A 24,065-nucleotide genomic window follows, 5' to 3' on the forward strand; every position below is an offset into this window, starting at 1 on the left:
GAAAGCATACAGCCCCCACTCGCGCCTGCCCAGCCCGCCGCGCTGTAACACCCGATTTTCACCTGAACCGCAACGCTAGCGCCCGGGAGAAACCCGGGCCAGAATGGTCGGCTCCTCCGACAACGGCAGGCTGATGATCACGCCTTCATTGGAGGACGGAAAAATCCCGGTCAGCGCCGTTATATTCACCTGATGCGACACCAGAATAACCGGCGCCCCTTCCTCCAACTGATTCACCAGAGTAATCGTCTGCCGCGTCTGAGTGGGCCCATCACCACGATTGCGGAAAAATGAATTCAGCGATGGCCACTCGGTCACCTCTCCCATGGCCATCTCCCGTGCAGTATCCATACAACGGCACCACTGGCTGCTGAACACCCGGGCTTCGGTAACGCCATGCTCTGCCAGAAACGGCTTCCAGGCCCGTGCCTGTTCGCGCCCGGTGTCGTTGAGATTCCTCTGGGTGCTGCAATCATAGAGCTCAAAATCGGCCGGGTCCCCGGTACCGGGAGCCAGTGCATGACGAAGCATCAGGACCGCCCGGCCGTCTCTCAGGGCCTCCCAGGCTTGTTGATTGTTCTCAGAACCTGGCGCCGTTGCCGACAGCAAGGTTGCGAAGACAACACTCAGGATCTTCCAGATTTTCATCATCAGGACCTTGTCTATAGTCAGAGCGAATACCTTGATTCCCGCGGAAACACCGCCCGTGTCTGGCGGAGGCATTGTGGGCGTCCTTCCAAAAATGTTGGAGGCCATGGATGGCCGGAAACAAGCCACATGGACGTGCTCGGAGCGGTTTTTGGAAGGACGCCCACAATGTCTCCCCCCGCCAGAGCTGAATCCATCAATGAATACGCGGAACCAAACTACCAGGCTCACCACAACAAACGGTAAACTCCCTTAAAGCAAAGCAACTGAAGGAACCACCATGCCAATCTGGGTCGACGCCGACGCCTGCCCCGTTCCCATCCGGGAGATCCTCTGCCGCGCCGCTACCCGCTGGCAAATAACCACCACCTTCATCGCCAACCACGCCATCAATCTGCCGCCAAGTCCCTACATCAAGCGCCGCCAGGTGCCCCACGGTTTTGATGTTGCCGATAACGAAATCATGGACCAGATGCAGGCGGGCGACCTGGTGATTACCCAGGACATACCCCTGGCCGCCGAGGCCATCGAAAAAGGCGCCGACGTCTTCAACCCCAGGGGTCAGGCCTTCACCAAAGAGAACATCCGCCAGCGCCTGGCCATGCGCAACTTCATGGAAGAAATGCGCAACGCCGGCCAGGTTACCGGCGGCCCGGCACCGTTCAGCCAGACCGACCGGAAGGAATTCGCCGACAAGCTCGACCGCTGGTTGCAGCGAAATCACCGGAGCTGAAACCGCCTCTGGCATTCGCGGCCGCAGTGGTTCAGGGTAGGAACGTCAACCGAAGCCCAAACGGAGGATGACCATGAGCCACCCGCAGGCAGACCTGGCCCGGCTGGAACGGTACGGGCCCGAAACCCGCGAATACACCCTTGCGATCATCACCGACGAAGACCATGCCTCGCAGGTGGAACTGGAGGACGGGCAGATTGCCTGGCAGTCCACCCTGCGCTACGACCGCCTTTATCGGGAGCAGGACCCCACCACCGGCAAGGCTCGCTATCGGATGGAGGAAATACCGCCCGAGGAGGGCGGCGAACATCAACTCATAAGCCTGATTGCGGAGGGAGGCCGGGGGGCCGAGTTCTCGGAGCTGGTGCTTTTCGGGGAACGCCTGATCACCTTCGATGACCGGACGGGACTCGTCTGCGAAATCCGGAACCAGAGCCAGCTGGTGCCAAGGCACATCCTGATGACCGGCAGTGGCGATGAAGCCTTCAAGGGCTTCAAGAGCGAATGGGCCACCCTGAAGGGCGACGAAATGGTGGTGGGCAGCCACGGCAAAAATGCCAGGGAGGAGTGGATCAAGATTCTGGATCGCAACTACGGCCTGCGTAGCCGCGACTGGCATCGGAACTACCAGCGCATGCGGGAGGCACTGGGCGTAGGCGAGCAGGGTTATGTGACCCACGAGGCCGCCGAATGGCATCCCTACCGCAACTGCTGGCTGTTCTTCCCCCGCAAGATATCCGGGACTCCCTTCGATGAAGCCGTGGACGAGCGCGAGCGAGGCGGCAATACCCTGATTATGGCCAGCGCCGATTTTACCGACATCAAAACGGTGGAAGTGGGCCCCCGAACTCCTGAGCGCGGCGTATCGTCCTTCAAACTCATCCCCGGACGCCCGGACGAATGCATCGGGCTGAAGAGCGTTGAAATCGGCGACCACACCGAAACCTACCTGTTCTGTTTTGACCTTCAAGGCAATGTGTTGCAGGAGGATACATTAATAGGCCGGTACAAATGCGAAGGTGTGGAAATACTCTGAACATGCCGGCATGGACGGCCCGCCGCCCCGTCACGGAGTCGGCGGCGGCCTTTCCCCAATATTAAGGAACATTCAGAATCCTTTATTTTTGTGAACCTGACAGGCAATTCGATGACTGAGGCGGTGAATGTGGCATTAAAAACAAATGGCCATATTCAGACATTTCAAGATCCGAGTCTTATAAAAGACAAGAAGGAGATCTGAGTATGAAACGTTCAATGCTTTCACTTTCGATTGCCTCAACCCTGATCGCGACTCCGTTGGCTGCTCTGGCGGCCGACAAAGGCGCGGAGAACGAGAGCCCCTACCTTGCGGCGGATGGCTCCTGGATCACGTTGAGCGGCAAAGTGACCAGCACCACCGCCGACACCTTCATGCTGGACTATGGCAGAGGCCTGGTTACGGTCGAGATGGACGATTGGGACTGGTTTGAAGAGAACGGCGAAGTCCTTCCGGGCGACAACGTCACGGTGTACGGCGAAGTCGACGACGACACCTTCGAGGGTGCGAAAGTCGAGGCCAGCAGTGTGTACGTAGAAAGCCTGGGGACCTACTTCTATGCCAACGCCGCTGACGAGGAATCGTTCAACGACCTGGACGTGGCACCTACGATCGATATTGGCCAGATGATCGTGACCGGCACGGTAACCAGTGTCTCGGGCTCCGAGTTCACCATCGACTCGGGCGCTCAGGAAATGACCGTCGACACCGCTCTGATGCCTTATGATCCCATGGATGATGAAGGCTTCCAGCAGCTCGAAGTCGGCGACCTGGTGTCCGTAACCGGTGATATTGAGGACGACACCTTCGAGGAATCCGAACTCCTCGCAGACACGGTCGTCACTCTGGAAGACGATAGCGTCGATTCCTGATAACCACAGAGGTCGAAGCCCCGCACCCCGCGGGGCTTTTTTTGATAATGATTCTCTTTTAATTAATCGCCCAAGCGGGTACGCTTTGCGCTTTTCCAGCCACAATTCCGGAAACAGCGCTCCATGTCCACGTCCCATTCCAAAGCGACCAGCAGTTTCGCCGCCCTGGCACGCCTGCTCCGATATGCCCGTGGTTACCGCCGGCAGATCATTGCGGCCACCACCTGTTCCATCATCAACAAACTGTTTGATATTGCACCGGAAATTCTCATCGGTGTGGCCATTGATGTGGTGGTCAACCAGGAAGAGAGTTTCGTGGCCGGTCTCGGCTTTGAAACCGCCCAGGAACAGATCACTGTACTGGCGGTGCTCACGTTCTTCATCTGGGCCGGTGAATCCCTGTTCGAGTACCTGTTCCAGATCCTCTGGCGTAACCTCGCCCAGCGTCTTCAGTCCGATCTGCGCCAGGATGCCTACGAGCATGCCCAGCGACTGGATATGAGCTTCTTCGAGGCGCGCAGCTCCGGCCAGCTGGTGGCGACCATGAACGACGATGTTAACCAGCTGGAGCGTTTCCTGGATGGCGGTGCCAACGCCATGATCCAGGTGCTGGTTACCGTGATTGCCGTGGGTGCGGTGTTCTTCGTACTGTCTCCCCTGATTGCCCTGCTGGCGTTTACGCCCATTCCCCTCATCATCTGGGGCGCGTTTTACTTCCAGCGCAAGGCCGGGCCGCTGTACGCCGATGTGCGCGAGAAAGTCGGGGACCTGTCCAGCCGGCTGGCCAACAACCTGGGCGGCATTGCTACCATCAAGAGCTTTACCGCCGAGCAGCGAGAAGCAGCCCGGCTCAAGCAGAGCAGCGAGGCCTACGTGGAGGCCAACCGGCGCGCCATTCGCATCAGCTCTGCGTTCATTCCGGTCATCCGGATGGCCATCCTGGCCGGCTTTCTGGCCACTTTTACCGTGGGCGGCATGATGGCCCTCGAAGGTACTCTGAATGTGGGCGCCTACGGCGTGCTGGTATTCCTCACCCAGCGGCTGCTGTGGCCATTGACCGGCCTTGCCGAGGTGATCGACCTGTTCGAACGCGCCATGGCCAGCACTCGCCGGATTCTCGACCTGCTGGCCGAGCCGGTGCATGTGAGGGATGAAGGCGGCAAGCCGCTGCAAACGCCGGTGAAAGGCGACGTGACCTTCGACAACGTGAGCTTTCACTATCCCGCCAGCGGCGCCGGCATCCGGGATATAAGCCTCAATGTACCGGCGGGCAACACCCTCGCTCTGGTGGGCGCCACCGGTTCCGGTAAGTCCACGCTGGTCAAGCTGCTGCTGCGATTCTACGACCCCAGTAACGGCGAGATACGCATCGACGGCCAGCCCGTGCACGAGCTCAGCCTTAACTCGCTGCGCGGGGCCATCGGGCTGGTTAGCCAGGATGTGTACCTGTTTGAAGGCAGCATTCGCGAGAACCTGGCCTACGGCAATCCCCATGCTACCGAGGCGCAGATCATCGAGGCGGCGCGAACTGCCGAAGCCTGGTCGTTCATCGAGTCCCTGCCCGAGGAACTGGACACGCCGGTCGGGGAACGGGGTGTGCGCCTCTCCGGCGGCCAGCGTCAGCGGCTTTCCCTGGCCAGAGCGCTTCTGAAAGATCCGCCCATTCTGGTTCTCGATGAAGCCACCAGCGCCGTTGATAACGAAACCGAGGCTGCCATCCAGCGCTCACTCAAGCGCATCGGCCACAACCGCACGGTAATCATGATTGCCCACCGGCTGTCCACCATTGTGGAGGCCGACGCCATTGCCGTGATTGAAAACGGCAAGGTACAGGAACTCGGCACCCACCGGGAGTTACTGGAGCAAGGCGGCGCCTACGCCAAACAGTGGCAGGTGCAGACCGGTCAGCTTCAGGCGCTGGCTTAAACACTATAAATATTGATAGTGATTCGCATTTAGACTATCCTGCAGGCCCTCTGTAGTACTTCCGGGAGCCTGCATGTCTGTCTTTCTCGACGTTTCGAACCTCGATGTCCACATTGGCGGCACGGCCATTCTGCGCCAACTCAACCTGGGCTTTCTTGAGGGCGAAGTAACCGCGCTGCTGGGCCACAACGGTTCGGGCAAATCCACGCTCCTGAAAGTGCTGGCGCGCCAGCTCTCACCCAGTGCCGGCACCGTACAGTTGCTGGGCCGCCCCTACACCGCCACCGGTGCCCGGGAGTTTGCCCGTCATGTGGGTTACCTGCCCCAGCACCCGCCCGCCACCGACGGACTGACCGTTCGCGAACTGGTGGCCCTTGGCCGGTATCCCTGGCGCGGCCCGCTGGGGCGCTACACCGATGAGGATCATGGGCTGATTGATCAGGCCATCGAAGACACCGGCCTGCGAGCATTCCGGCACCGCTCGGTGGATACCCTCTCTGGCGGCGAACGCCAACGCGCCTGGATAGCCATGCTGCTGGCCCAGCAGACCCGCTGCCTGCTGCTGGACGAGCCGATCTCCGCACTGGATGTGAAGCACCAGGTGGAAACCCTTCGCCTGGTGCACAGGCTTGCCGAGGTCAGGGAGCTGACAGTGATTGTGGTACTTCACGACGTGGACCTGGCCGCGCGATTCTGTGACCGCCTGGTCGCCCTTAAATCCGGCCAACTGGTGGCCGATGGCACGCCCGGGGAAATCATGGATTCGGGCGTGCTCGAATCCATTTACGGTGTGCCCATGGGTGTCATGGAGCGTGCTCCGGGGCAGTGGGTTTCCTATGTGCACTAGGTATAAGCGGATTTTCTGGCTCTGCACTGCGCTGCTGTTCAGCATGTTACCTCTGTTGGCGAGCGCAGCCAGCTGGCAACACGAACAGGGTACCCTCACCCTGGAGCAGCCTCCCAAGCGGATTATTGCCCTCAACTGGGCAGCCACCGAGGCCCTGCTACTACTCGGTGTAACGCCCGTGGGCGTGGCCGATCGCGATGGCTACGAGGTATGGGTGGGCAAACCCGAGCTGCCGGAGGGAGTGGCCAACGTGGGCACCCGGGTAGCTCCCAGCCTCGAAGCCATTGCGCAACTTGAACCGGACCTGATCGTAACCAGCTCGGAAATGGCGCCGGCCGCCAACCTGCTGGAGCGGATTGCCCCGACCTACGTGGTGAGCGTTTACAAACCCGGCTCCCGCCCGTTTGCCAAGGCCCGGGACATGCTGACCACGCTCGCCGACATGCTGGACCGGGAAGAGCAGGCCCGGGCTGTACTGGCAGACATCGAACAGACCCTGGCCACCCAGCGCGCCCGGCTTGAGCAGGCCGGCCTGACCGAGCGGCCAGTGGCGCTGGTGAATTTCCTGGATGCCCGCCATGTTCGGATCTACACGTCCAACGGACTGTACCAGAGCACCCTTAACGCCCTGGGCCTGGAAAATGCCTGGCCTAACGAAGGCAACTACTGGGGCTTTTCAGTGATTGGCCTGGAGGCACTTGCGCCTTATGAACAAAGCCGCATCGTCGCCATCTCCCCGACTCCGCCGGGCCTGTCGGCCACGCTGGCCGAAAGCCCGTTCTGGACCTACCTCCCTGCAGTGGAGCGGGAACAGGTCTATCAGCTTGACGCGGTGTGGCCCTTTGGTGGCGTGTATCCGGTAAAACGGCTGGCCGTTATGCTCGCCGACAGCCTGTTGCAGGGAGGTTCTGGCAATGTACGCTGACTCCACGGCAACCCCCGCCCGGGCACCGGCTCTGCCAGCCAGGCTGCCGGTCGCCGCCGCCCTCATCTGGCTCGGGGCTCTTCTGGCCAGCGCCGCCCCATGGTTCGGGGATCTGGACCCGGCCGCTCTCATGGCTGCGTTCTGGACTTTCGACGCCAACTACTACCCCTCGGTACTGGCCCACTACAGCTGGGCCCCGCGAGTAGCCATTGCCATTCTGATCGGCTTCGGTCTTGGCCTGGCCGGTGCGGTAACGCAGCAGATTCTCGGCAATCCTCTTGCCTCGCCCACAACACTGGGGGTAGAAGCGGGGGGCCAGTTCGGGGTTACCCTGGCCACCCTGTTCTTTCCCGGACTGCTCGCCTTCAGTCCAGACCTTGTAGCGGTGGCTGGCGGACTCCTGGCTATCGGTCTGGTGATCGCCCTCACCTGGCGGCTTGGATTCTCGCCGGTGTCGGTGATTCTGGCGGGGCTGGTCATCACCTTTTTCCTGGGCGCCGTGAACATGGCATTCCTGCTGCTCAAGGGCGAATGGCTGGGCAACCTGTTCATCTGGGGGGCCGGTTCCCTGGTGCAGAACAACTGGCAACCGTTCATGGACCTCTGGCCCAGGGTGCTGGTATTGGGGGCCCTGATGATCGCCCTGATGCGCCCGCTTCAGATCCTGCAGCTGGGCCAGAGTTCGGCCAGCTCGCTGGGCGCCCGGGTTGGCATGATCCGTTTGCTGGCCCTGTTGCTGGTGGTGCTGATGAGCGCCACCGTGGTCAGCCGGGTCGGCGTTGTGGCCTTCGTAGGCCTGGCAGCGCCGGTTCTGGCCAGATTGCTGGGCGCCCGTACACTGGTGGCCCGACTGGCCTGGAGCAGTGTCCTGGGCGCAGGCCTGCTGTTGCTGGCCGATACCCTGGCCCATTGGGCCTCCACCTGGGGCAATGGCTCGCTGGTGCCCACCGGTACCGCCACTGCTCTTATTGGCGGGCCGATCATTCTTCTGGCCCTGCAGAACGTCAAGAACACTCACCACATGCCCGGTCAGGGAGACGGACCGGCTGGCTTTCTGCCCGCCCGCCGTTCGACCCTGGTCATCGGCGGGGTGCTTGCCTCGTGTCTCCTGCTGACCATGGCCATTTCCATGGCCTGGTCGCCGGGCCTGGAAGGCTGGAACTGGACCGCCCCGTCGCAATGGGGGGAGGCCTGGGTCTGGCGCGGCCCACGTCTGCTGGCCGCAGTACTGGCCGGTGTCGCCCTGGGTCTGGCCGGCACCCTGATCCAGCGTATGACCGGCAACCCCATGGCGAGCCCGGAAATGCTCGGCATCAGCGGTGGCGCCGCCGTGGTGATGGTCATTACGGTGCTTATCGGGGCCGATATTGGTCGTGCCGGCCAGATTGGCGCGGCCACCGCTGGCGCCGCCGGGGCACTGGCGCTGCTGTTGCTGCTGGCCCGCAAGCACCGTTTTGCCGGCAACCAGCTGTTGCTCGGCGGACTGGCGCTGTACGTGTTCATGGATGCCGGCCTGCGCCTCGTCATGGCGTCAGGCGGCACAGTAGCCTCCCGACTGCTTAACTGGATGTATGGCTCCACCTGGCTGATCTCGGAATCCGAGGCCCTGGGGCTGATGGCCCTGATCCTTCTGATCGCCACCCTGCTCGTTCTGATCATCCGGCCACTGACGTTGCTGCCCCTGGGAGAAACATCGGCCTCCGCACTCGGGCTGCCGGTTCCCAGGGCCCGACTTGCGCTGTTACTGCTGGCGGCGCTGCTGACCGGCGCGGCCACCGTGGTGATCGGTCCACTCAGCTTTGTGGGACTGATAGCGCCCCACCTGGCCCGTGTTCTCGGCCAGCAGACCGTGGGCCGCCAACTGCTGGTGGCGGCGCTGGCCGGAGGGTTGCTTCTCGGTGTCGCCGACTACGTGGCCCGAACCGTCATCTACCCGAACCAGTTGCCAGCGGGCCTGCTGGCGGCTCTGGTTGGCGGGCTCTATTTTCTCTGGGGGCTGAGCCGTCATGGCCGTGCCTGAACCGATCTCAGTGGACGGCCGCTGGTCGGAGCGCTACGAGGTGCTTCTGGCAGAATCAGGGCTGGACGCCCGGACCATTCTCGATGGTGCCCTTCAGCCGGCCCCGGGCGAACGCCGGGGCCTGTTTTCTCTGGCCCAGTGCCTGCAACAACCAGACATCCTCACCCGCCAGGTCATCCACGACTACCCGGAGAACAACGGTCGCCAGGCCCTGCGGGCCCACGCCTCGGTATTACAGCAGGATCTCGCCCTGAGCGTGATCGCGCCCCTTACCCTGAGATTGTTCCGGAACGGGGCCGCACCACTGCCAAACCCCGACCGAATTTTCCTGGCGCCGATCGATAGCGCCCACGAGAGTTCGACCGGGCGCTGGTTTCAGGTGCCGGGGGAGCCACTGGTCGATGAAGCAACCTTCATAAACTCTGTTGACAGGATGACCGCGGATTGGTATCCGGTCTTTCGACAAGACCTCGGCGTAAGTCCCGGCGCTTACTGGAGCAGTGTCGGGCTGGGGCTGGGGGCGCCTTTCTCAGCGGTGTGGAACCTGGCAGATCCGGAATCCCTGTGCGCACTGGCCCAGGCCTGGCTGACCATATTCCGGAACGATGCCAACCGTTTTATTGACTGGATCCCGGCCGTATTCGGCGATCAGCAAACAGCCATTCCCCAGCGTAAAGGCTGCTGCCTGAAGTACCTGCTACCGGGCGGGGGTTATTGCGGCACCTGCGGTATTTACCGCAAACAGCGACTTGGCGAACTCAGCCGCCAATCGTCGACGCAAGTACAGCACCGATAACCAGAACCCCGATCAACGCGCCGGCACTGGCAGCAAGTTTCAGTCCCTCGATAAGCTCCTGCTCTGGCACCATGCTGTTTTCTCCCTGACGTGGACAATGCCCATACACTAATAGAACTGATTCTCATTTGCAATGTAGAGTCAATGATCCAGGCTGACATCGCCCACCTATATACTCGGTGCAACTGACGAGCGGCAGAGCCGCCATCAGCTGCTATCCTCAGGTATCATTCCGGTGTCCGGTGACCCCAGAAACGGAGGTTCCCATGCGCGTTATCCCCAATCTACTGTTTACCAGCCTACTGGTTCTCGCCACCATGGCAGCCAGGGCAGACATGCAATTTTCGTCTGAAAAGGCCGATTTCAGGCTGGAGACTGTGGCCGACAACCTGGCGCACCCCTGGAGCCTCGCTTTTCTGCCGAACGGCGACAAGCTGGTGACTGAACGTGAGGGCCGATTGAGGCTTATTCGCAACGGTTCGCTGCTGGAAGCTCCGATTGAGGGCTTGCCGGAACTGGTGGTTGCCGGCCAGGGCGGGTTACTGGACGTGCTGCTCCATCCGCAATTCGAGCGCAACAGCACCCTGTTTCTCAGCTATGCCCACCGCACCCGGGAGGGCATGACCACCCGGGTTGCCCGGGCCAACCTTAACGGCAACCGGCTGAAGGATGTCGAGGTTATCTTCGAGGCTCTGCCGCGCTCCGGAACAAGCCGGCACTTCGCCGGGCGCATGGAATTCGACCGCGACGGCAACCTCTACGTGTCCGTGGGCGACCGGGGGGACATGGACCGCGCCCAGGACCTGAACGACGACGCCGGTGGTGTGCATCGCATCACCACCACCGGCGCGCCGGCCCCGGGCAATCCGTTTCTCGATAAGGCGGGTGCGCAGGATACCCTGTTCACCTACGGCAACCGCAATATCCAGGGCATGACCATCCACCCGGACACCGGCGCGATATGGACCCACGAGCACGGCCCCAGAGGTGGCGACGAGATCAACATCCTCAAGGCGGGCACCAACTACGGCTGGCCGGAAATTACCTACGGCATCGACTATTCCGGCCTGCCGATCACCGATGACACCGCCAGGCCCGGTATGGCCCAACCACTGCACTACTGGGACCCGTCGATTGCTCCCTCCGGCATGGCGTTCTACACCGGCGACCTGTTTCCAATGTGGCGCGGGGATCTGTTTGTCGGCGCTCTCAAGATGCGAAAGCTGGTGCGGTTGAGCATCCGGGACGGCCAGGTGGTCGAGGAAGAGGACATGCTGACCGACCTTGGCGAGCGGATACGGGATGTGCGCATGGGCCCGGAAGGCGCCCTGTGGCTGCTGACGGATTCTCCCCGGGGCAAGGTGTACCGGATGCTGCCGGCTCAGTGAGGGTCGTTGGTTCGCTCGGTTTTTTCGAACTGCGGCAGGTTGTCGGTGATCTCGAACCAGTCGGCTTTCGAACCGACATAGACGTGCTGTGCGGGGCCCCGTTCGAGTGGCTCATTAATGCAGCCGACCCGCAGCCGCAGAATGCCGGGAATGGCGTCGACCCGGCTGTACAGCTGGCTGCCACAGCGGCTGCAGAAACCGCGATATTTTCCGGGCCGCGATTCGAACTCCGATAGCCGATCTTCACCGGAAACAAAGCGGAACCGTACCTTCTGCACCGGGGCACTGGCAGAAAAGGCACTGCCATGGGCGCGCCGGCACTGACTGCAATGGCAGAGCGCCACCGGGCCCAGCGGACCGTCGTATTCGAAACGGATATCGCCACAGAGGCATTCGCCGGTATACATGGAAGCCCTCTCGTACTCGCGGTTGTGAAAGTCCGGCGCCGATGATACCGGCCGGGCACTTGAAGAACCAGAGCAGTGGCACCACTTTACACTCAGTCCACATGGCCGACTCGCCATTCTTTGCAAAGGAGGACACCATGTCATTCAGCGACCTTCCCAAAATAGGAATGGGCACGTTCCGCCTCAAGGGGAACGACGCCCGTGACGCGGTAAAAAGCGCCCTGTCTCTGGGTTATCGTCACATAGACACTGCCCAGATGTATGAAAACGAAGCGGAAGTGGGTGATGGCATCACCTCCAGCGGCATTCCCCGACGCGAGATTTTCCTCACCACCAAGATCTGGTTCGACCAGCTGCACGCCAGCGATCTGATAAACAGCCTGCACGACAGCCTGGCCAGACTGAAGACCGACCACGTGGATCTGGCACTTATCCACTGGCCCTCGCCGGGCGACGAAGTGCCCATGGCCGAATACCTCAATGCTCTTCGAGACGCCCGAAGGGAAGGCCTGACCGACCACATCGGCGTATCCAACTTCACCTGCGCCCAGATGGATCAGGCCCGGGAGATTCTGGGCGACACGCCTATCTTCACCAACCAGGTGGAAGTGCATCCGTTCCTGGCCAATCGCAAGGTGGTAGAGCATGCCCGCAAACTGGGCATCCAGGTGACCGGTTACATGCCGCTGGCCGTTGGCAAGGTGATGGAAGACGAAACCCTCCAGCGGATTGCCCGGGAGCGCAACGCCACACCGGCTCAGATTGCCATTGCCTGGGTGGTTTCCCGGGGTGTGGTGCCCATCCCCTCGTCAACCCGATCAGAGCACCAGAAAGCCAACCTGGATGCCCTGAAAATAAAACTGAGCGACGAGGAAATCGCGGCGATTGACGCCCTTGACCGCAATGACAGGATCGCTAACCCTGATTTTGCGCCGGCCTGGGACTGAGCCATAGACCCGCTGCCAGCAGCATCAGGGTTGCCGCTGGCAGCGCCAGTAGCCAGGGCATGGCGAGCGCCCAGAACATGGCGCCACTGGCCAGCGCCCAGACCAGGGGAATGATCAGGTACAGCCAGCGCCAGGCGCTGGCAAGCAGCGGGACTGCCAACGCACCCGCCGCGGCCGTTACCCAGGGCCCTACGCCGAAAACCGCGACCGACTGCCAGCTTCCTGACTCGCCAACCACCGGCCAGGGCAAAGCCAGTACCGCCAGGAACCAAAGTATGAACAATTGGGGCCGCGACACCGGTCGGGAAGGTAGCGCACTTCGCAAAACAGCTAACAGCAGAAAAGCGCCCTGCCCCACAAACGTCCACCCGAACCAGGTGGCTGGCCAGTTAATGGGGCCAAAATAGCCCACCAGAAAACTGAAGCCGCTGCTCATCCAGGCCAGCCCAATCAGGAAAAGACCCAGCTTCCGGCGACGTAAGTGATTGCTGACCACCAGAAACGGAATCAGCAGCGAGGCCGCCAGGCCCAGGAGCTGCCATGGCCAGAGATCGTCGTTGATACGGACAAACAGCCGCAGGAAAACCTGCGGCCCGAACATCACGAAATCCTGCAGGGAGTAACTGAGCCAGTCTGCGCCGCTCACAGCGACCTCACGTAATCCGCCATGCGCTGGCGCTGCCGGCTGTCGGGCAAAATACCGTAGAGAGCGCCCATATTCTCGCGCATGTGCTCCACCTGGCTGGTGGCGGGAATGGCGCAGGTGACCGCCGGATGCGCAATGGTGAACTTGAGGAAAAACTCCGCCCAGTTACGCGCACCAACTTCCTCTGCCCAATCCGGCAACGGCTCCGACTGAAACCGGCGAAACAGCGACCCGCCCTGGAAGGGCCGGTTCACAATCACCCCGATACCTCGCTCGGCGGCCAACGGCAGCAACCGCTCTTCGGCCTCACGGTCCAGCACGTTGTAGGTCAACTGCACGAAATCGAGCGGCTCACGCTCCATGATCTGCTCAAATTCCCGATGCCGCCGACCGTGGGAGGTAGTAATGCCGATGTAGCGTACCTCGCCCTCCGCCTTCATCTGCTTCAGGGTTTCCAGATGCCCTTGCCAGCCCAGAAGATTATGCACCTGCAACAGATCGAACCGATCGCCCCCCCAGCGCCGCTCCGACCGGGCGGCCTCCTCGCGGGTTTCCGATTCATCGCCGGTCCAGATCTTGGTGGCCGAAAACACGCGGTCATGGGCATCGAGGGCATCCAGCGCCTTACCCAGCACATCCGGAGAGCTGCCATACATGGGCGAGCTGTCCACCATGGTACCACCCAGCTCGAAAAAGGTTTTCAGAACCTCGGTACGCTGCGCAATCAACTGCTGATCACCGCCAACGTTGAAGGTGATCCAGGTGCCCATGCCAATGGCAGGAATGGTTTCGGAGGTGCCCGGAATCTGGCGGATGATGGGAGAGGGAGATGAAAGATTGGTAGTGTCGCTTGCCAACAGTCGAGGTGACGCCAATGTCAGACCCAGCAGCCCGGAACCAACAAGAAACCGTCTTCGAGAAAACCGACTTGCCATAGTTTCTCCCCCTTGTCAGAAGGTTCAGTGCGACTGGCATAAGGCCCGATTCGCGTGGACGGTGAATCCCTTTTCCAGACCGTGGAGGGCCATGGATGGCCCGACCGAGCCTACATGGACGTATTTACGGCGTGTCTGGAAAAGGGATTCACCGGCCGCGCGACTACTGCGGGGATGACAGTCTTACAAGGCACTCAGTTCCCGTACTCAGAATCCAGATACCTGAGAATCCGGGACGACTCAAACAGGCCCTGCCCGGTATTGGGATCCTCCAGATACGGCACCTGCACCCGCTGATGCTTCTGGAAGAACGCATCCCGTTTGCCGCCAGGAATCGGCTTATAAGGCCCCGGCTTGATGCGCTGTTTGGCCGGCCCGATCTCCGTCCAGTGCTCCTTGCCCAGATTGTGCAGGGTGCAGGGAATCTCCAGCTCACACAGCCGCTCCCGGACCAGACGGGAGAACGGACTGCCCTCGAAACTCCAAAGATGCAAGGGTTGCTCTGGCCGCTTGCCCGGACTCACCCGCAGGCCCCTCATGGCACTGGCCACCGACGCAAAGGACCCCAGAACCGGCTGCCAGACCCGGCGACGGTAGTAGGTCGGCACAGACCGCCCGGCGTATTGCCGGAACAAATACTCAATGATCTCCTCCGATTCATACATCACGGTGCCGGTATTCTGATCCGCCAACAACGGGAACTGCTGGCGACCACCCAGGGCCTCGGCCTGGGCCCGGAACACCGTGCCGCCTTTCGGGCAGGGTCGGATCTCCACATCCAGATTCAGGGCGGTAAGTGCCTCACGAACCCGGCGGCAGTACGGGCAACCCTCCATGTCGTAGAGCACGATCGGCTTGTCCGGCTGAGGCACCGGCCTGACCACCAGGCACCCACGCCACGCGGTGAGCGACGACGTGGCGACCGAGCCGAGAACCTGTACATTGTGAGAAAGCATGTTGGACATTGAACGACCTTCTGTTGGGGATTGGAATTGCGTCGAGTTCACGCAATCTGTCGGTTTTCCATGGGTTCGCGGGTGCCCATGATATGGTCAAACCAGGGCCGGGTGACACACCAGTTGGCATTCGGGTTCGGCCCCATGTGGTGATCGTAGTGCCAGGGCAGATGTTGCCTGGCCCACTCCGGATCCAGATGGGAGCGCTTGTGTACGCGGTAATAATTCCACGCGCTGTAATAGAGCGTGCCCACGAAAAATGGCGCTACGGGTAACAATGGCGTGACCGCCGCGGCACCGGCTACCAGCGCAGCGACTTCCTTGGTCTGCGCATTCCAGGCGATAGGGGCATCCCGGTAATCCTCATCCAGGAACCCGTTACGGCGCACGTTGCGATGGTGATCATGCCAGTGGAACGACCAGAAGCTCTCGCGGTTCCGTCCCCTATTGTGCAACACATGCTTGTGAAACACCCATTCCACCGCATTGGCGGTGAACAGGCCCAATGGTATTCCGATCATGGTGTCGTTCCTTTTTTGTTGTTGCGATTGCCGGTGACCCACTTGTAAGGAAACGCCGATTTGCTGTCAGAATCCATGACTCAAATGCCGGCAAATCGGGCAAAAATCCGCCCGCCAAAGTCATTGACATCCGAAACGTTACACTTTGTCCACCTAACCCCATGATTCCTAAGGGTGCTTACAGTGCGTCACAAAAATCCAATACAAACAACGACACTACTGCCATTTTTTAACGTCATGTAGAGGTTTTCTGCATAGTACAAACCGCCAGGATAGGCTATTGTTCAGGCATAACGATTTCATCGGATGGCCGCTATGATAATTCCGGGGTTGCGACACTCTGGCAGTGCAGGAAAACCAGCCAGCGAACGGGGACGCTTTGCGATTGCCCTGAGCGCCGCCGTCGCCATGCTGGTGCTGCCGTCGGCAGCGGCGGCCGACGAAGCCGAATCCGGCTACTCCGGCAAGAGCCTTTGGAGCAACCAGGTGCGGTCGTACGCTCTTGAGTCCCTACAGAGTGACGAAGCCATGAGCGTGGCGGCCATTCCCCTCAACGGTCCGGGCATCGAGCAGTACATCAATGCCGACGCGCTGATGAGCCCCGGCTCCATCATGAAACTCATCACCACCTATGCGGCCCTGGAAATCCTGGGCCCGAATCACCACTGGGACACCGATTTCCTGACCGACGGCGTGATGGTGGGCGACACACTTGAGGGCAACCTTTACGTGCGCTTCGGGGGCGATCCCAAGCTCACGATAGAACGGCTGTGGAGCACGCTCAGCGAATTGCGCAGCATGGGCATTACCCGTATCGAGGGCGACCTGGTACTGGACGGCAGCTACTTCGAAATTGATGGTGGCTTCCCGGAATTCGAGGACAACGGCGACAATCCCCACGCCCCCTTCCTGGTGGAGCCGTCAGCCTATCTGACCAACCTGAACCTCCTGCACTTCCAGGTTCGGGCCGACGAGCGTGGCACCCAGGCCTGGAGCACGCCAGCCCTGAACGACGTTGTGATCGACAACCGGGTAATTGCTACTGCGGAAGGCCCCTGCCCCGCTCGAAGGAGCTTCGAGTGGCAGCCAATCTTCCACGATGACAATCGGGTGACGGTGAGGGTGACCGGTGAACTGCCTCGCGGATGCCGATCGACCACATACCTGTCGCTGCTGCCCCAGGATCGATACAGCGCCTCGCTGATCCGCTCCGTGCTGGCCGATGTCGGCGTTACCCTCTCGGGCTCCCACGTGAACGCGGAGACACCGGAGGAGGCGCGACTGGTCATGAAAACCACGTCACCGGATCTGGTCACCATGGTGCGGGACATCAACAAATGGAGCAGCAACGTCATGGCCCGCCAACTCCTGCTCACCATAGGGGCGGAGAACCGGCAGGAAGACGAAGACGACGACCGGGTGGCCGGTATCCGGGTGATCTACGACTGGCTTGAAAAGAAAGGCATCGACACCGCAGGCATGGTTATCGACAACGGCGCCGGCCTCACCCGCCACGGCCGGATCACCGCGCGCCAGGGCGCCCGGATCCTCCAGCACGCCTGGAACAGCCCGTACTCAGCGGATCTGATGGCCTCAATGCCCATCATTGCCACCGACGGAACCATGGCCCGCCGCCTTCGCAACACCGGCATGGACGGCGAAGGACGCATCAAAACCGGCTACCTGGAGAATGTGCGCTCCATTGCCGGCTTTACCCGCGACGCCAACCACACCACCTGGGCGGTGGTAGGCATGGTCAACAACGACCCGGCCTGGAACGGCCAGGCCGTGCTGGACCGGGTTCTTTACTCCCTGCACTTCCGACCACCGACAGGCACTGCGATCTCGCGGGCCCCCGGCGGAGAGTCCAGTACATCCATTCAATAAAAAAGCCCCGGCACTTGCCGGGGCTTTCTGACTTGGCGCCACGGTATCAGAGCGTCGGCGTTCCACCGAAAAGAATCAAACCCGGTGCGTCGAGCGGACTGGTCGCCCCGGTTTTGCCGTCGCGTGCAATAACGGTGTAGACACCGCCTGCCGCGAGCGCGACACCATTCTGCTGAATCAGCGGGGTGCCACTGCCGGCGCTGGTCACCACAACGTTGTATGTGCCAGCTGCAACTGGAAGGTAATCGGTAGCTGATTCGAAAGCCACGTTCGTCAGGACTGGATCGGAATTGCCGATCAAGGTTTGTGACCCGGGCAGCACGTAGACATCAACGTTGCCCGCTTGAGTCGATCCATGAATGATGCGTACCGAAGCCTGGGTGGCGATACTGCGAACCGACTCAGCCTCGACCAGAGCAGAGACGCCCCCGGACAACTGGTCAACAGCAATGACCGTATAGCCCTGGCCGTTAGTAAGTTCCAGGTCAGCGTCAATCGCGACCGCCGAAGCGTTGGTTGAGTCAACTACCTGCACGTTACGTTGACCTGCAACAACTGAAGCCAGATCATTCAGACCAGTCCCGGGAGCAACGTCGCCGTATGTCAGGTCATCAAACGCAGTAGCCTGTCCGTCTACCAGAACATCTACATCCGGTGCACTGATAGATGCGTGAACTACTCGAACACCCGCACCCTGATCGGCATCGTAGAGTTCGGTGACGGTTTCGTCGTTGACCACAATCAGACTGATTGGGCTGGCATCACTGTTGGCCCCGGTATTATCTACCGCGCCAACCAAAAGATCGGCGCCGGCGGGCAACGGCACTGTGCCACTGTCAAACACAACTGTGTCAGTTCCTGCGGGAGTCACACGAATCTGGTAGTCACCTGCCGGCACTTCCAGCGGTCCCGCACTTTCTTTAAACGAGAAAGACACAGTCGGCTCGGCCGCGCTCAGATCAGCACCAGGTGCCGTTACGTAGACATCGACGGGGCCTGAGGCGGCAGTCTGTGCTTCCGGAGAGAGGTGTGCAACACGCAACCGAACCGAGGTCGCACTGTCACGCTCGCCGGTATCGGCCAGGATCAACGGCTCTATCGTGTCGTCGCCCACCTTGCCAACAGCAATCACATCGTAGCTGGTGCGGAATTTTAGCGACACGCCGTCAGCTTCAATGACCCGAGCCGTGCCCCCGTCAGGCAGTAATCCATCGACTGCGATGGACGCCACGCCGATTTTCGGCCGGAGGATATCCACTTCTTTGTAGTCGGCCCCCTCAGTGACGACTTCTCCGTTTACCAACACATTGACAGCAGGTGCGTCCGAGGAGGCATGGACGACGCGGACTTCGGTGGTAGGCGTGGAACCTGAACCGTCAAAACACCCAGCGAGCAGCACGCTGCCCGCGATAACCATTGGTAGAGCCAATCTTGTCTTCATTGTTTCCGATCCCCAATTGCAGCGGTTGAATCCAGGGTTTGGTTGGTTCGAACCTGCACAATTTCTTTCCATGAATCGTGCGCATCTGCAATTACGAGACGGCGAAACAATCGGATTTACAGTTTTTGACAATTCAGTTCACAGGTGTACGCTCTTTTTCAAAATGGCGAAGTGTCAGCGTTGTGAGCTTGCCAGCAAGCGGCGCAATGAAAGTGACCAGCGGAAACGCCACGGCCCAGGCCACAAGGAACGCGGCAATCCAGCGGGCGAGGAAGCCATCCTCCAGACCGGTGTTGATGAAGGTGATCACACCGGACATCAGGAGGGACATGATGCCGGACATGTAGAAACCGAAGACCAACGGGCGTATACGGGAAAAATTGATTCGGCTCATGGCGTCTCCTGGTCTTGAGGCAAGCTGCAGGCTGGATCTGGCGTTCGGTCTGTCACGTATATTGGCGTTGACAGGCCCTCAATGATAATGAGCTTGCGATCTTTTAGCGATACGCCTTTTTACCGAGCCAGGTGCGATATGGATTTCCACAATCATCAGCGAAGCCTTCACACCAGAATCTGTCTGCTGTTTAGTTTCGTGGCCGTTCTGACCACCGGGTGCAGTTCCACCAAGCTCGCCTATCGCTACGCGGACTGGGGCATTGTCTGGTGGGTGGAGGACTATATCTCCCTGACCGATCAGCAAAGGCAACGGTTGAACGCAGATCTGGAAAACCTCCGACAATGGCATTGCAGTGCCGAATTGCCACGTTACCAAGATTGGCTCGGCGAGCTGCAAACCGACGTAGCCGAGGGCGTTCCCAGCCGTTCTGCCGTTGTCCGCCATCAGGAGCGCCTGTTCGGGTTCGTCGCGCCCACGCTTGAACGCACCACGCCGGTTGCGGCCAACCTGCTGGAAAGCCTGAGCGATGAACAGGTTCGTGAACTGGCCAGAAATATGGAACGCGGCCAGCGGGAACGGGAGGAGGAATACCTTGCTGACACCCGCTCAGCCACGGCCGAGGCCAGGGCCGATCGAACCACCGAGCGGGTTGAACGCTGGCTGGGCACGCTGAATGCCGAGCAGCGGCAAATTGTCGAGGATTGGTCCGAGAACCGGGGCGCCCAGACCGAGATATGGCTTGAGGGACGGAGGAACTGGCAACAGGCGCTGCTGACTCTGCTCGAGGAACGGAATCAGCCGGATTTCCGCGAACGCCTGCGGCAGCTTATCGTGAATTCCGAACAGGCCAGAGGCCAGGCTTACCAGGCAATGATGGCGGAAAGCCGGGCGGCCATGGCCGGTTTGATCCACGACCTGATTCGTGCCGGCGACACCACCACGCTGGCCCACCTGCAGGACCGGGCCACGGAGTTGAAGAACGACTTCGCCGTACTGGAGTGCGAGCCGGCCTGATACGGAATGGGCCCGGCGCCGGCGGAAACCCACCGGGCCGGACCGGACCTGGTCAAACCGTCAGGTAGCCGCCGTCGGCGTTGATGCAGGCGCCGGTGGTATAACTGGAGGCATCGGATACCAGATACAGAACGGTTCCGGCCATTTCGCTCGGATCCGCCACCCGCTTCATGGGAATGTGGGCCATTGCCTGCTTTTTGATGGCGTCGTTGGTGGTCAGGGCACTGGCGAATTTGGTGTCAGTGAGGCCCGGCAACAGCGCATTTACCCGGATTTTCTGTTGGCCCAGTTCCATGGCGAAGGACTTGGTCATGGAAATCACCGCGGCCTTGGTGACCGAGTAAATGCCCTGGTAATGGCCAGGGTTCACGCCGTTCACCGACGCCACGTTGACGATCGAGCCACCACCGGCTTTCTTCATCATCTGGGCGCCCCGGGCGCACATGAAGAAGTAGCCACGGATGTTCACATCCACGGTCTTGTTGAACGCGCCCAGGTCGGTGTCTTCCACTGGCCCGAAGTAGGGGTTGGCGGCGGCGTTATTCACCAGGATGTCCAGCTTGCCGTGGGTCTGTTCAATGTGGGCCCAGATGCTGTCGATCTGATCCATTTCGCCGATGTGGCAGGCATAGGCTTCGGCGCTGCCTCCAGCATCACGGATGCTGCTGGCCACGGCTTCACAGCCGTCGATCTTGCGGCTGCTGACAATCACGTGGGCGCCGTATTCGGCCAGGGTGCGGGCGATGCTCTCGCCGATGCCACGGCTGGCACCGGTAATCAGGGCAACCTTGCCGGTCAGATCAAACAGGTTCTTGCTGCTCATTCGTTCACCTCAATTCACTATCGGAATGTCACCAGGGCGGGGTCTTCCGCTTCCAGGTGGCTGTAATTGTTGAAAACGGCCAGGTTGCGCCGGGAGCCCGAGTAAAGCACCCGAGACACGCTGGTGTTGGCAATGACTTCATTCAGGGCCAGGGCCTTGCTGTCGGTGAGCCCGAGGAGGGACTGGGCGATCACCGAAATCGGCCCACCGGACGTGGCCACCAGTACATCGCCGCCGTCGGCGTACTCGATCATCTCGCCAAAGGCGGCCAGCACCCGGGCTTTGAACTCGGGCCAGCTTTCGTCATAGTCGTGGTCGTACTCGCCGGAAGCCCAGCGCTGGACGGCATGCACAAAGGCCTCCTGAAAAGCCCTGGCCGGCTTCGGAAATGCCTGAAGGTCCCGCGCCATCACTGCGCGATCACTCCACTCGGGCCGATACCTTTCCACTACGGCTGTGTGGTCGAACTCGTTGAAGCCCGGCGCCACCTGCATATCCGGCAGGGCACTGCCGTAGCCGGTGGCAATGGCCTCCACGGTTTCCCGGTGCCGCTCCAGATCACCACCGAACACCGCCGCTGGCTGCACCTTGCCGGCTAGCCAGCGGCCCAGCACCCGACCCTGCTCCCAGCCCCTGGGCGAAAGCTGATCGTAGTTCTCCTTGCCAAAACTGGCCTGGCCATGGCGCACGAGGTAGATCGTGGCCATTACAGGCTGCTCTCTGCGATCAGGCGCTGGCAGCGCTTTTCCAGGTAATTGGCGGCGTGGCCAAAGGCTGCGAAGCGCTTGTCTTTGGTCTGGCCATGGTAATAGCGGTAGTAGATCTGCTGGATAATCACCGCCAGCCGGAACAGACCGTAGATCTCGTAGAAATCGAAATTATCAGCCCGGAAGCCGGACTGCTCCATGTAGTACTCCACCACCTCCTTGCGGGTGAGCATGCCCGGACGGTGCGTGGGCTGCCTGCGCAGCATCTGAAACGGGCCCTCGTCGTCCGCCTCGATCCAGTAGGCCAGGCTGTTGCCCAGATCCATCAGCGGGTCGCCGATGGTGGCCATTTCCCAGTCCAGTACGCCCACCACCTCGAACGGGTTGTCCGGGTTGAGCACCACGTTGTCGAAGCGGAAATCGTTGTGGATCACCACCTGTGCGATGTCAGTCGGCATCTTGTCGTTGAGCCACGCCATCACCTGCTCGAAGTCGCCGACGTCATCGGTGCGGGCCTTGCGGAAGCGATCACTCCAGCCGCCGATCTGGCGCTGCACGTAACCCTCGCCCTTGCCCAGCTTGTCCAGGCCGGCCGCCCTCGCATCCACCCGGTGCAGGTCCACCAGCTTGTCGATCACGTTCAGGCACAGCTTGCGGGTGTCGGCCTCGCTCAGCTCAAACCCTTTGGGGAAATCCTGGCGCAGGATAATGCCCTTCAGCCGCTCCATCACATAGAAATCACAGCCGAGCACGTCGTGATCGTCACAGATGGCGATGATATCGGGCACGTAGGGATAGACCGGCTTCAGGGCCTGCATCACCCGTGCCTCGCGCAGCATGTCGTGGGCCGACTTGGCAATCTTGCCAAAAGGCGGCCGGCGCAGGACAAAAGAACGGTCGCCGTAATCCACCTGATAGGTCAGGTTGGAAGCACCGCCGGGATACTGGCGGATCTCCGGCTCCCCCTGCAAATCCGGAATGGCCTGCTTCATGAAGCGGTCTACCGCGCTGGTGTCCAGTTCCTCGCCCTCGCGGATGTCCACGGCCTGGTCGATCTGGGTCATTCAGGACTCTCCTCTTGAATCGTCGATCTCAGACAGCCGCCCTCAGGCCTTGCTGCCGCCCATCTTGCTCATCCAGCGCTTGCTCTCCTGGTGCATCAGCCAGTCGAACGCCCAGGGAGCGTGGCGCTTGAGCATCCACATGCGGCGCTCCTTGGCGTGCGGCAATACCCAGAAGCTCTTGTCCTTCACCGACCGGAACACATCTTCGGCCACGTCTTCTGCGGTTACCGACGACCGCTTCATGAGCTTGTTTACGTTCTGCTGGATGCCGGGAATGTCCGAGCGCATGCTGCTGGTCAGGTTGGTCTGGAAAAACGCCGGGCACACGCAGCTCACGTGAATACCGGCATCCCGCAGCTCCTGGCTCAGGGTCTCGGACAGGGCAATCACCCCGGCCTTGGTGACATTGTAGCTATCCATCAACGGCGCCAGCATCAGCCCGGCCATGGACGCCACGTTCACAAACGCCCCGGAGCCCTGCTGCTTGAACTGCGGCGTAAACGCCTTACAGCCGCGCACCACACCCAGCACGTTGATATCGAGAATCCACTCCCAGTCGGCCATGGTGGTGTCTTCAATGGAACCGGCGGAAGCCACACCTGCGTTGTTCACCACCACGTCGACACCGCCCCATTTCTTGACCAGGTCATCGCGGACTTTCTCGAAGTCAGTCAGGCGCCGCACGTCGCACTCCATGTAGTAGCCCTCGCCGCCGGCGGCGTTGATTTCCCGCTCAACCGCGACGCCCTGCTCCGGATTGATGTCGCCGATGCAGACCCTGGCGCCTTCTTTGGCATACCGCAGTGCAATCGCCCGACCAAGACCACTGGCCCCGCCGGTTATGAATACTCGCTGTGTCATGTGTGGTTCTCTCCGTTCAAGTTCGCGCTCTGTTTTTGTCACGTTCGGGGGAAGAGCTGCTACCGGTTAGCGCTCTCCAAAACACGCTGTGAATACATCCATGTACGCTCTGCTCCGCCATCCATGGCTCCGCAAGGTTTTGGAGAGCGCTAACCGGCATCAGCTCCCAAGCCTTGGTGTAATCTGTTCTGGATCCAATCCGATTGTTCGGATGAGCGGGCGGGGCTGGGCGTATGAAAATGTGCGGAGCCAAGGGAGGCGGAGCCCA

The 24,065-nt window shown here is 60.8% G+C and carries 24 protein-coding genes; 12 read left to right on the forward strand and 12 right to left on the reverse strand.

What is annotated here, in order from left to right:
• Positions 1–75 precede the first annotated feature (75 nt).
• Entirely contained in the window at positions 76–723 is a 648-nt protein-coding gene (locus tag ACFC20_RS10405) for a histidine phosphatase family protein (protein WP_375192952.1), read from the reverse strand.
• Positions 724–928: 205 nt separating this feature from the next.
• Between ACFC20_RS10405 and ACFC20_RS10410 the strand changes: the two genes are divergently transcribed.
• From ACFC20_RS10410 to ACFC20_RS10450, 9 genes are all read left to right on the forward strand, one after another.
• Entirely contained in the window at positions 929–1,381 is a 453-nt protein-coding gene (locus ACFC20_RS10410) for a YaiI/YqxD family protein (protein ID WP_375192953.1), read from the forward strand.
• A gap of 73 nt (positions 1,382–1,454) precedes the next feature.
• Positions 1,455–2,417 carry a hypothetical protein gene (locus ACFC20_RS10415; RefSeq protein ID WP_375192954.1) on the forward strand — a complete coding sequence of 321 codons (963 nt, stop codon included), beginning with the start codon at positions 1,455–1,457 and terminating at the stop codon, positions 2,415–2,417.
• A gap of 206 nt (positions 2,418–2,623) precedes the next feature.
• Entirely contained in the window at positions 2,624–3,289 is a 666-nt protein-coding gene (locus ACFC20_RS10420) for a NirD/YgiW/YdeI family stress tolerance protein (RefSeq protein ID WP_375192955.1), read from the forward strand.
• Between the two features lie 123 nt (positions 3,290–3,412).
• The gene (locus ACFC20_RS10425) at positions 3,413–5,215 is read left to right on the forward strand and encodes an ABC transporter ATP-binding protein (protein WP_375192956.1); all 1,803 of its coding nucleotides are present in this window, start codon (positions 3,413–3,415) and stop codon (positions 5,213–5,215) included.
• Between the two features lie 73 nt (positions 5,216–5,288).
• Positions 5,289–6,062 carry an ABC transporter ATP-binding protein gene (locus tag ACFC20_RS10430; RefSeq protein WP_375192957.1) on the forward strand — a complete coding sequence of 258 codons (774 nt, stop codon included), beginning with the start codon at positions 5,289–5,291 and terminating at the stop codon, positions 6,060–6,062.
• A gap of 43 nt (positions 6,063–6,105) precedes the next feature.
• The gene (locus ACFC20_RS10435; protein ID WP_375192958.1) at positions 6,106–6,987 is read left to right on the forward strand and encodes an ABC transporter substrate-binding protein; all 882 of its coding nucleotides are present in this window, start codon (positions 6,106–6,108) and stop codon (positions 6,985–6,987) included.
• Entirely contained in the window at positions 6,977–9,007 is a 2,031-nt protein-coding gene (fhuB, locus tag ACFC20_RS10440; protein WP_375192959.1) for a Fe(3+)-hydroxamate ABC transporter permease FhuB, read from the forward strand. The genes ACFC20_RS10435 and fhuB overlap by 11 nt, the downstream gene beginning before the upstream one ends.
• Positions 8,994–9,803 carry a (2Fe-2S)-binding protein gene (locus ACFC20_RS10445; RefSeq protein ID WP_375192960.1) on the forward strand — a complete coding sequence of 270 codons (810 nt, stop codon included), beginning with the start codon at positions 8,994–8,996 and terminating at the stop codon, positions 9,801–9,803. The genes fhuB and ACFC20_RS10445 overlap by 14 nt, the downstream gene beginning before the upstream one ends.
• Before the next feature lie 266 nt (positions 9,804–10,069).
• The gene (locus ACFC20_RS10450; protein ID WP_375192961.1) at positions 10,070–11,191 is read left to right on the forward strand and encodes a PQQ-dependent sugar dehydrogenase; all 1,122 of its coding nucleotides are present in this window, start codon (positions 10,070–10,072) and stop codon (positions 11,189–11,191) included.
• On the opposite strand, the gene ACFC20_RS10455 is transcribed toward ACFC20_RS10450, so the two are convergent.
• Positions 11,185–11,598, reverse strand: coding sequence for a GFA family protein (locus ACFC20_RS10455; RefSeq protein WP_375192962.1), 414 nt, complete (start codon positions 11,596–11,598; stop codon positions 11,185–11,187). The genes ACFC20_RS10450 and ACFC20_RS10455 overlap by 7 nt on opposite strands.
• Positions 11,599–11,735: 137 nt before the next feature.
• On the opposite strand from ACFC20_RS10455, the gene dkgB reads away from it, so the two are divergent.
• A complete protein-coding gene (gene dkgB / locus ACFC20_RS10460; RefSeq protein ID WP_375192963.1) occupies positions 11,736–12,545 on the forward strand; it encodes a 2,5-didehydrogluconate reductase DkgB in 810 nt (269 codons plus the stop codon).
• On the opposite strand, the gene ACFC20_RS10465 is transcribed toward dkgB, so the two are convergent.
• From ACFC20_RS10465 to ACFC20_RS10480, 4 genes are all read right to left on the reverse strand, one after another.
• The gene (locus tag ACFC20_RS10465; protein WP_375192964.1) at positions 12,514–13,191 is read right to left on the reverse strand and encodes a hypothetical protein; all 678 of its coding nucleotides are present in this window, start codon (positions 13,189–13,191) and stop codon (positions 12,514–12,516) included. The genes dkgB and ACFC20_RS10465 overlap by 32 nt on opposite strands.
• Positions 13,188–14,126 (reverse strand): aldo/keto reductase, encoded by a 939-nt coding sequence (locus tag ACFC20_RS10470; protein WP_375192965.1) that lies wholly within the window; start codon positions 14,124–14,126, stop codon positions 13,188–13,190. Before ACFC20_RS10470 ends, ACFC20_RS10465 begins: the two co-directional genes overlap by 4 nt.
• 194 nt (positions 14,127–14,320) lie before the next feature.
• Positions 14,321–15,091 (reverse strand): glutathione S-transferase N-terminal domain-containing protein, encoded by a 771-nt coding sequence (locus tag ACFC20_RS10475; RefSeq protein WP_375192966.1) that lies wholly within the window; start codon positions 15,089–15,091, stop codon positions 14,321–14,323.
• Between the two features lie 38 nt (positions 15,092–15,129).
• Complete coding sequence (locus tag ACFC20_RS10480; protein ID WP_375192967.1) at positions 15,130–15,603, reverse strand: hypothetical protein; 474 nt, start codon at positions 15,601–15,603, stop codon at positions 15,130–15,132.
• 315 nt (positions 15,604–15,918) lie between these two features.
• On the opposite strand from ACFC20_RS10480, the gene dacB reads away from it, so the two are divergent.
• On the forward strand, positions 15,919–17,490 hold the full coding sequence (dacB, locus tag ACFC20_RS10485; RefSeq protein WP_375192976.1) for a D-alanyl-D-alanine carboxypeptidase/D-alanyl-D-alanine-endopeptidase: 1,572 nt from the start codon (positions 15,919–15,921) through the stop codon (positions 17,488–17,490).
• 46 nt (positions 17,491–17,536) lie between these two features.
• Here the strand turns inward: dacB and ACFC20_RS10490 are convergent, their stop codons facing one another.
• Positions 17,537–18,931, reverse strand: coding sequence for a DUF4397 domain-containing protein (locus ACFC20_RS10490; protein ID WP_375192968.1), 1,395 nt, complete (start codon positions 18,929–18,931; stop codon positions 17,537–17,539).
• Between the two features lie 133 nt (positions 18,932–19,064).
• Positions 19,065–19,325, reverse strand: a complete 261-nt coding sequence (locus tag ACFC20_RS10495; RefSeq protein WP_375192969.1) for a DUF2798 domain-containing protein — start codon at positions 19,323–19,325, stop codon at positions 19,065–19,067.
• A gap of 138 nt (positions 19,326–19,463) precedes the next feature.
• Here ACFC20_RS10495 and ACFC20_RS10500 point away from each other — a divergent pair, with 138 nt between their 5' ends.
• Entirely contained in the window at positions 19,464–20,342 is an 879-nt protein-coding gene (locus tag ACFC20_RS10500) for a DUF6279 family lipoprotein (RefSeq protein WP_375192970.1), read from the forward strand.
• 52 nt (positions 20,343–20,394) lie between these two features.
• Here the strand turns inward: ACFC20_RS10500 and ACFC20_RS10505 are convergent, their stop codons facing one another.
• Genes ACFC20_RS10505 through ACFC20_RS10520 form a run of 4 tightly spaced genes read right to left on the reverse strand, consistent with a single transcriptional unit; the run spans position 20,395 to position 23,797 of the window.
• Positions 20,395–21,165, reverse strand: coding sequence for an SDR family oxidoreductase (locus ACFC20_RS10505; protein WP_375192971.1), 771 nt, complete (start codon positions 21,163–21,165; stop codon positions 20,395–20,397).
• 17 nt (positions 21,166–21,182) lie between these two features.
• Positions 21,183–21,872 (reverse strand): histidine phosphatase family protein, encoded by a 690-nt coding sequence (locus tag ACFC20_RS10510; RefSeq protein WP_375192972.1) that lies wholly within the window; start codon positions 21,870–21,872, stop codon positions 21,183–21,185.
• Entirely contained in the window at positions 21,872–22,936 is a 1,065-nt protein-coding gene (locus ACFC20_RS10515; protein WP_375192973.1) for a phosphotransferase family protein, read from the reverse strand. Before ACFC20_RS10515 ends, ACFC20_RS10510 begins: the two co-directional genes overlap by 1 nt.
• A 42-nt stretch (positions 22,937–22,978) precedes the next feature.
• Positions 22,979–23,797 (reverse strand): SDR family oxidoreductase, encoded by an 819-nt coding sequence (locus ACFC20_RS10520; RefSeq protein WP_375192974.1) that lies wholly within the window; start codon positions 23,795–23,797, stop codon positions 22,979–22,981.
• Positions 23,798–24,065: the final 268 nt, after the last annotated feature.

Source organism: Marinobacter sp. (assembly GCF_041984545.1).
Classification (GTDB): domain Bacteria; phylum Pseudomonadota; class Gammaproteobacteria; order Pseudomonadales; family Oleiphilaceae; genus Marinobacter.

What these genes read in the sequence shown, in the direction of transcription:
- ACFC20_RS10515 (WP_375192973.1), bottom strand. Translation starts at nt 22,936, where the DNA reads ATGACCCAGATCGACCAGGCCGTGGACATCCGCGAGGGCGAGGAACTG.
- ACFC20_RS10470 (WP_375192965.1), bottom strand. Translation starts at nt 14,126, where the DNA reads ATGGCAAGTCGGTTTTCTCGAAGACGGTTTCTTGTTGGTTCCGGGCTG.
- ACFC20_RS10405 (WP_375192952.1), bottom strand. Translation starts at nt 723, where the DNA reads ATGCCTCCGCCAGACACGGGCGGTGTTTCCGCGGGAATCAAGGTATTC.
- ACFC20_RS10425 (WP_375192956.1), top strand. Translation starts at nt 3,413, where the DNA reads ATGTCCACGTCCCATTCCAAAGCGACCAGCAGTTTCGCCGCCCTGGCA.
- ACFC20_RS10430 (WP_375192957.1), top strand. Translation starts at nt 5,289, where the DNA reads ATGTCTGTCTTTCTCGACGTTTCGAACCTCGATGTCCACATTGGCGGC.
- ACFC20_RS10510 (WP_375192972.1), bottom strand. Translation starts at nt 21,872, where the DNA reads ATGGCCACGATCTACCTCGTGCGCCATGGCCAGGCCAGTTTTGGCAAG.
- ACFC20_RS10435 (WP_375192958.1), top strand. Translation starts at nt 6,106, where the DNA reads ATGTTACCTCTGTTGGCGAGCGCAGCCAGCTGGCAACACGAACAGGGT.
- ACFC20_RS10490 (WP_375192968.1), bottom strand. Translation starts at nt 18,931, where the DNA reads ATGAAGACAAGATTGGCTCTACCAATGGTTATCGCGGGCAGCGTGCTG.
- ACFC20_RS10410 (WP_375192953.1), top strand. Translation starts at nt 929, where the DNA reads ATGCCAATCTGGGTCGACGCCGACGCCTGCCCCGTTCCCATCCGGGAG.
- dacB (WP_375192976.1), top strand. Translation starts at nt 15,919, where the DNA reads ATGATAATTCCGGGGTTGCGACACTCTGGCAGTGCAGGAAAACCAGCC.
- ACFC20_RS10445 (WP_375192960.1), top strand. Translation starts at nt 8,994, where the DNA reads ATGGCCGTGCCTGAACCGATCTCAGTGGACGGCCGCTGGTCGGAGCGC.
- ACFC20_RS10480 (WP_375192967.1), bottom strand. Translation starts at nt 15,603, where the DNA reads ATGATCGGAATACCATTGGGCCTGTTCACCGCCAATGCGGTGGAATGG.
- ACFC20_RS10450 (WP_375192961.1), top strand. Translation starts at nt 10,070, where the DNA reads ATGCGCGTTATCCCCAATCTACTGTTTACCAGCCTACTGGTTCTCGCC.
- ACFC20_RS10420 (WP_375192955.1), top strand. Translation starts at nt 2,624, where the DNA reads ATGAAACGTTCAATGCTTTCACTTTCGATTGCCTCAACCCTGATCGCG.
- fhuB (WP_375192959.1), top strand. Translation starts at nt 6,977, where the DNA reads ATGTACGCTGACTCCACGGCAACCCCCGCCCGGGCACCGGCTCTGCCA.
- ACFC20_RS10500 (WP_375192970.1), top strand. Translation starts at nt 19,464, where the DNA reads ATGGATTTCCACAATCATCAGCGAAGCCTTCACACCAGAATCTGTCTG.
- ACFC20_RS10455 (WP_375192962.1), bottom strand. Translation starts at nt 11,598, where the DNA reads ATGTATACCGGCGAATGCCTCTGTGGCGATATCCGTTTCGAATACGAC.
- ACFC20_RS10520 (WP_375192974.1), bottom strand. Translation starts at nt 23,797, where the DNA reads ATGACACAGCGAGTATTCATAACCGGCGGGGCCAGTGGTCTTGGTCGG.
- ACFC20_RS10495 (WP_375192969.1), bottom strand. Translation starts at nt 19,325, where the DNA reads ATGAGCCGAATCAATTTTTCCCGTATACGCCCGTTGGTCTTCGGTTTC.
- dkgB (WP_375192963.1), top strand. Translation starts at nt 11,736, where the DNA reads ATGTCATTCAGCGACCTTCCCAAAATAGGAATGGGCACGTTCCGCCTC.
- ACFC20_RS10475 (WP_375192966.1), bottom strand. Translation starts at nt 15,091, where the DNA reads ATGTCCAACATGCTTTCTCACAATGTACAGGTTCTCGGCTCGGTCGCC.
- ACFC20_RS10505 (WP_375192971.1), bottom strand. Translation starts at nt 21,165, where the DNA reads ATGAGCAGCAAGAACCTGTTTGATCTGACCGGCAAGGTTGCCCTGATT.
- ACFC20_RS10415 (WP_375192954.1), top strand. Translation starts at nt 1,455, where the DNA reads ATGAGCCACCCGCAGGCAGACCTGGCCCGGCTGGAACGGTACGGGCCC.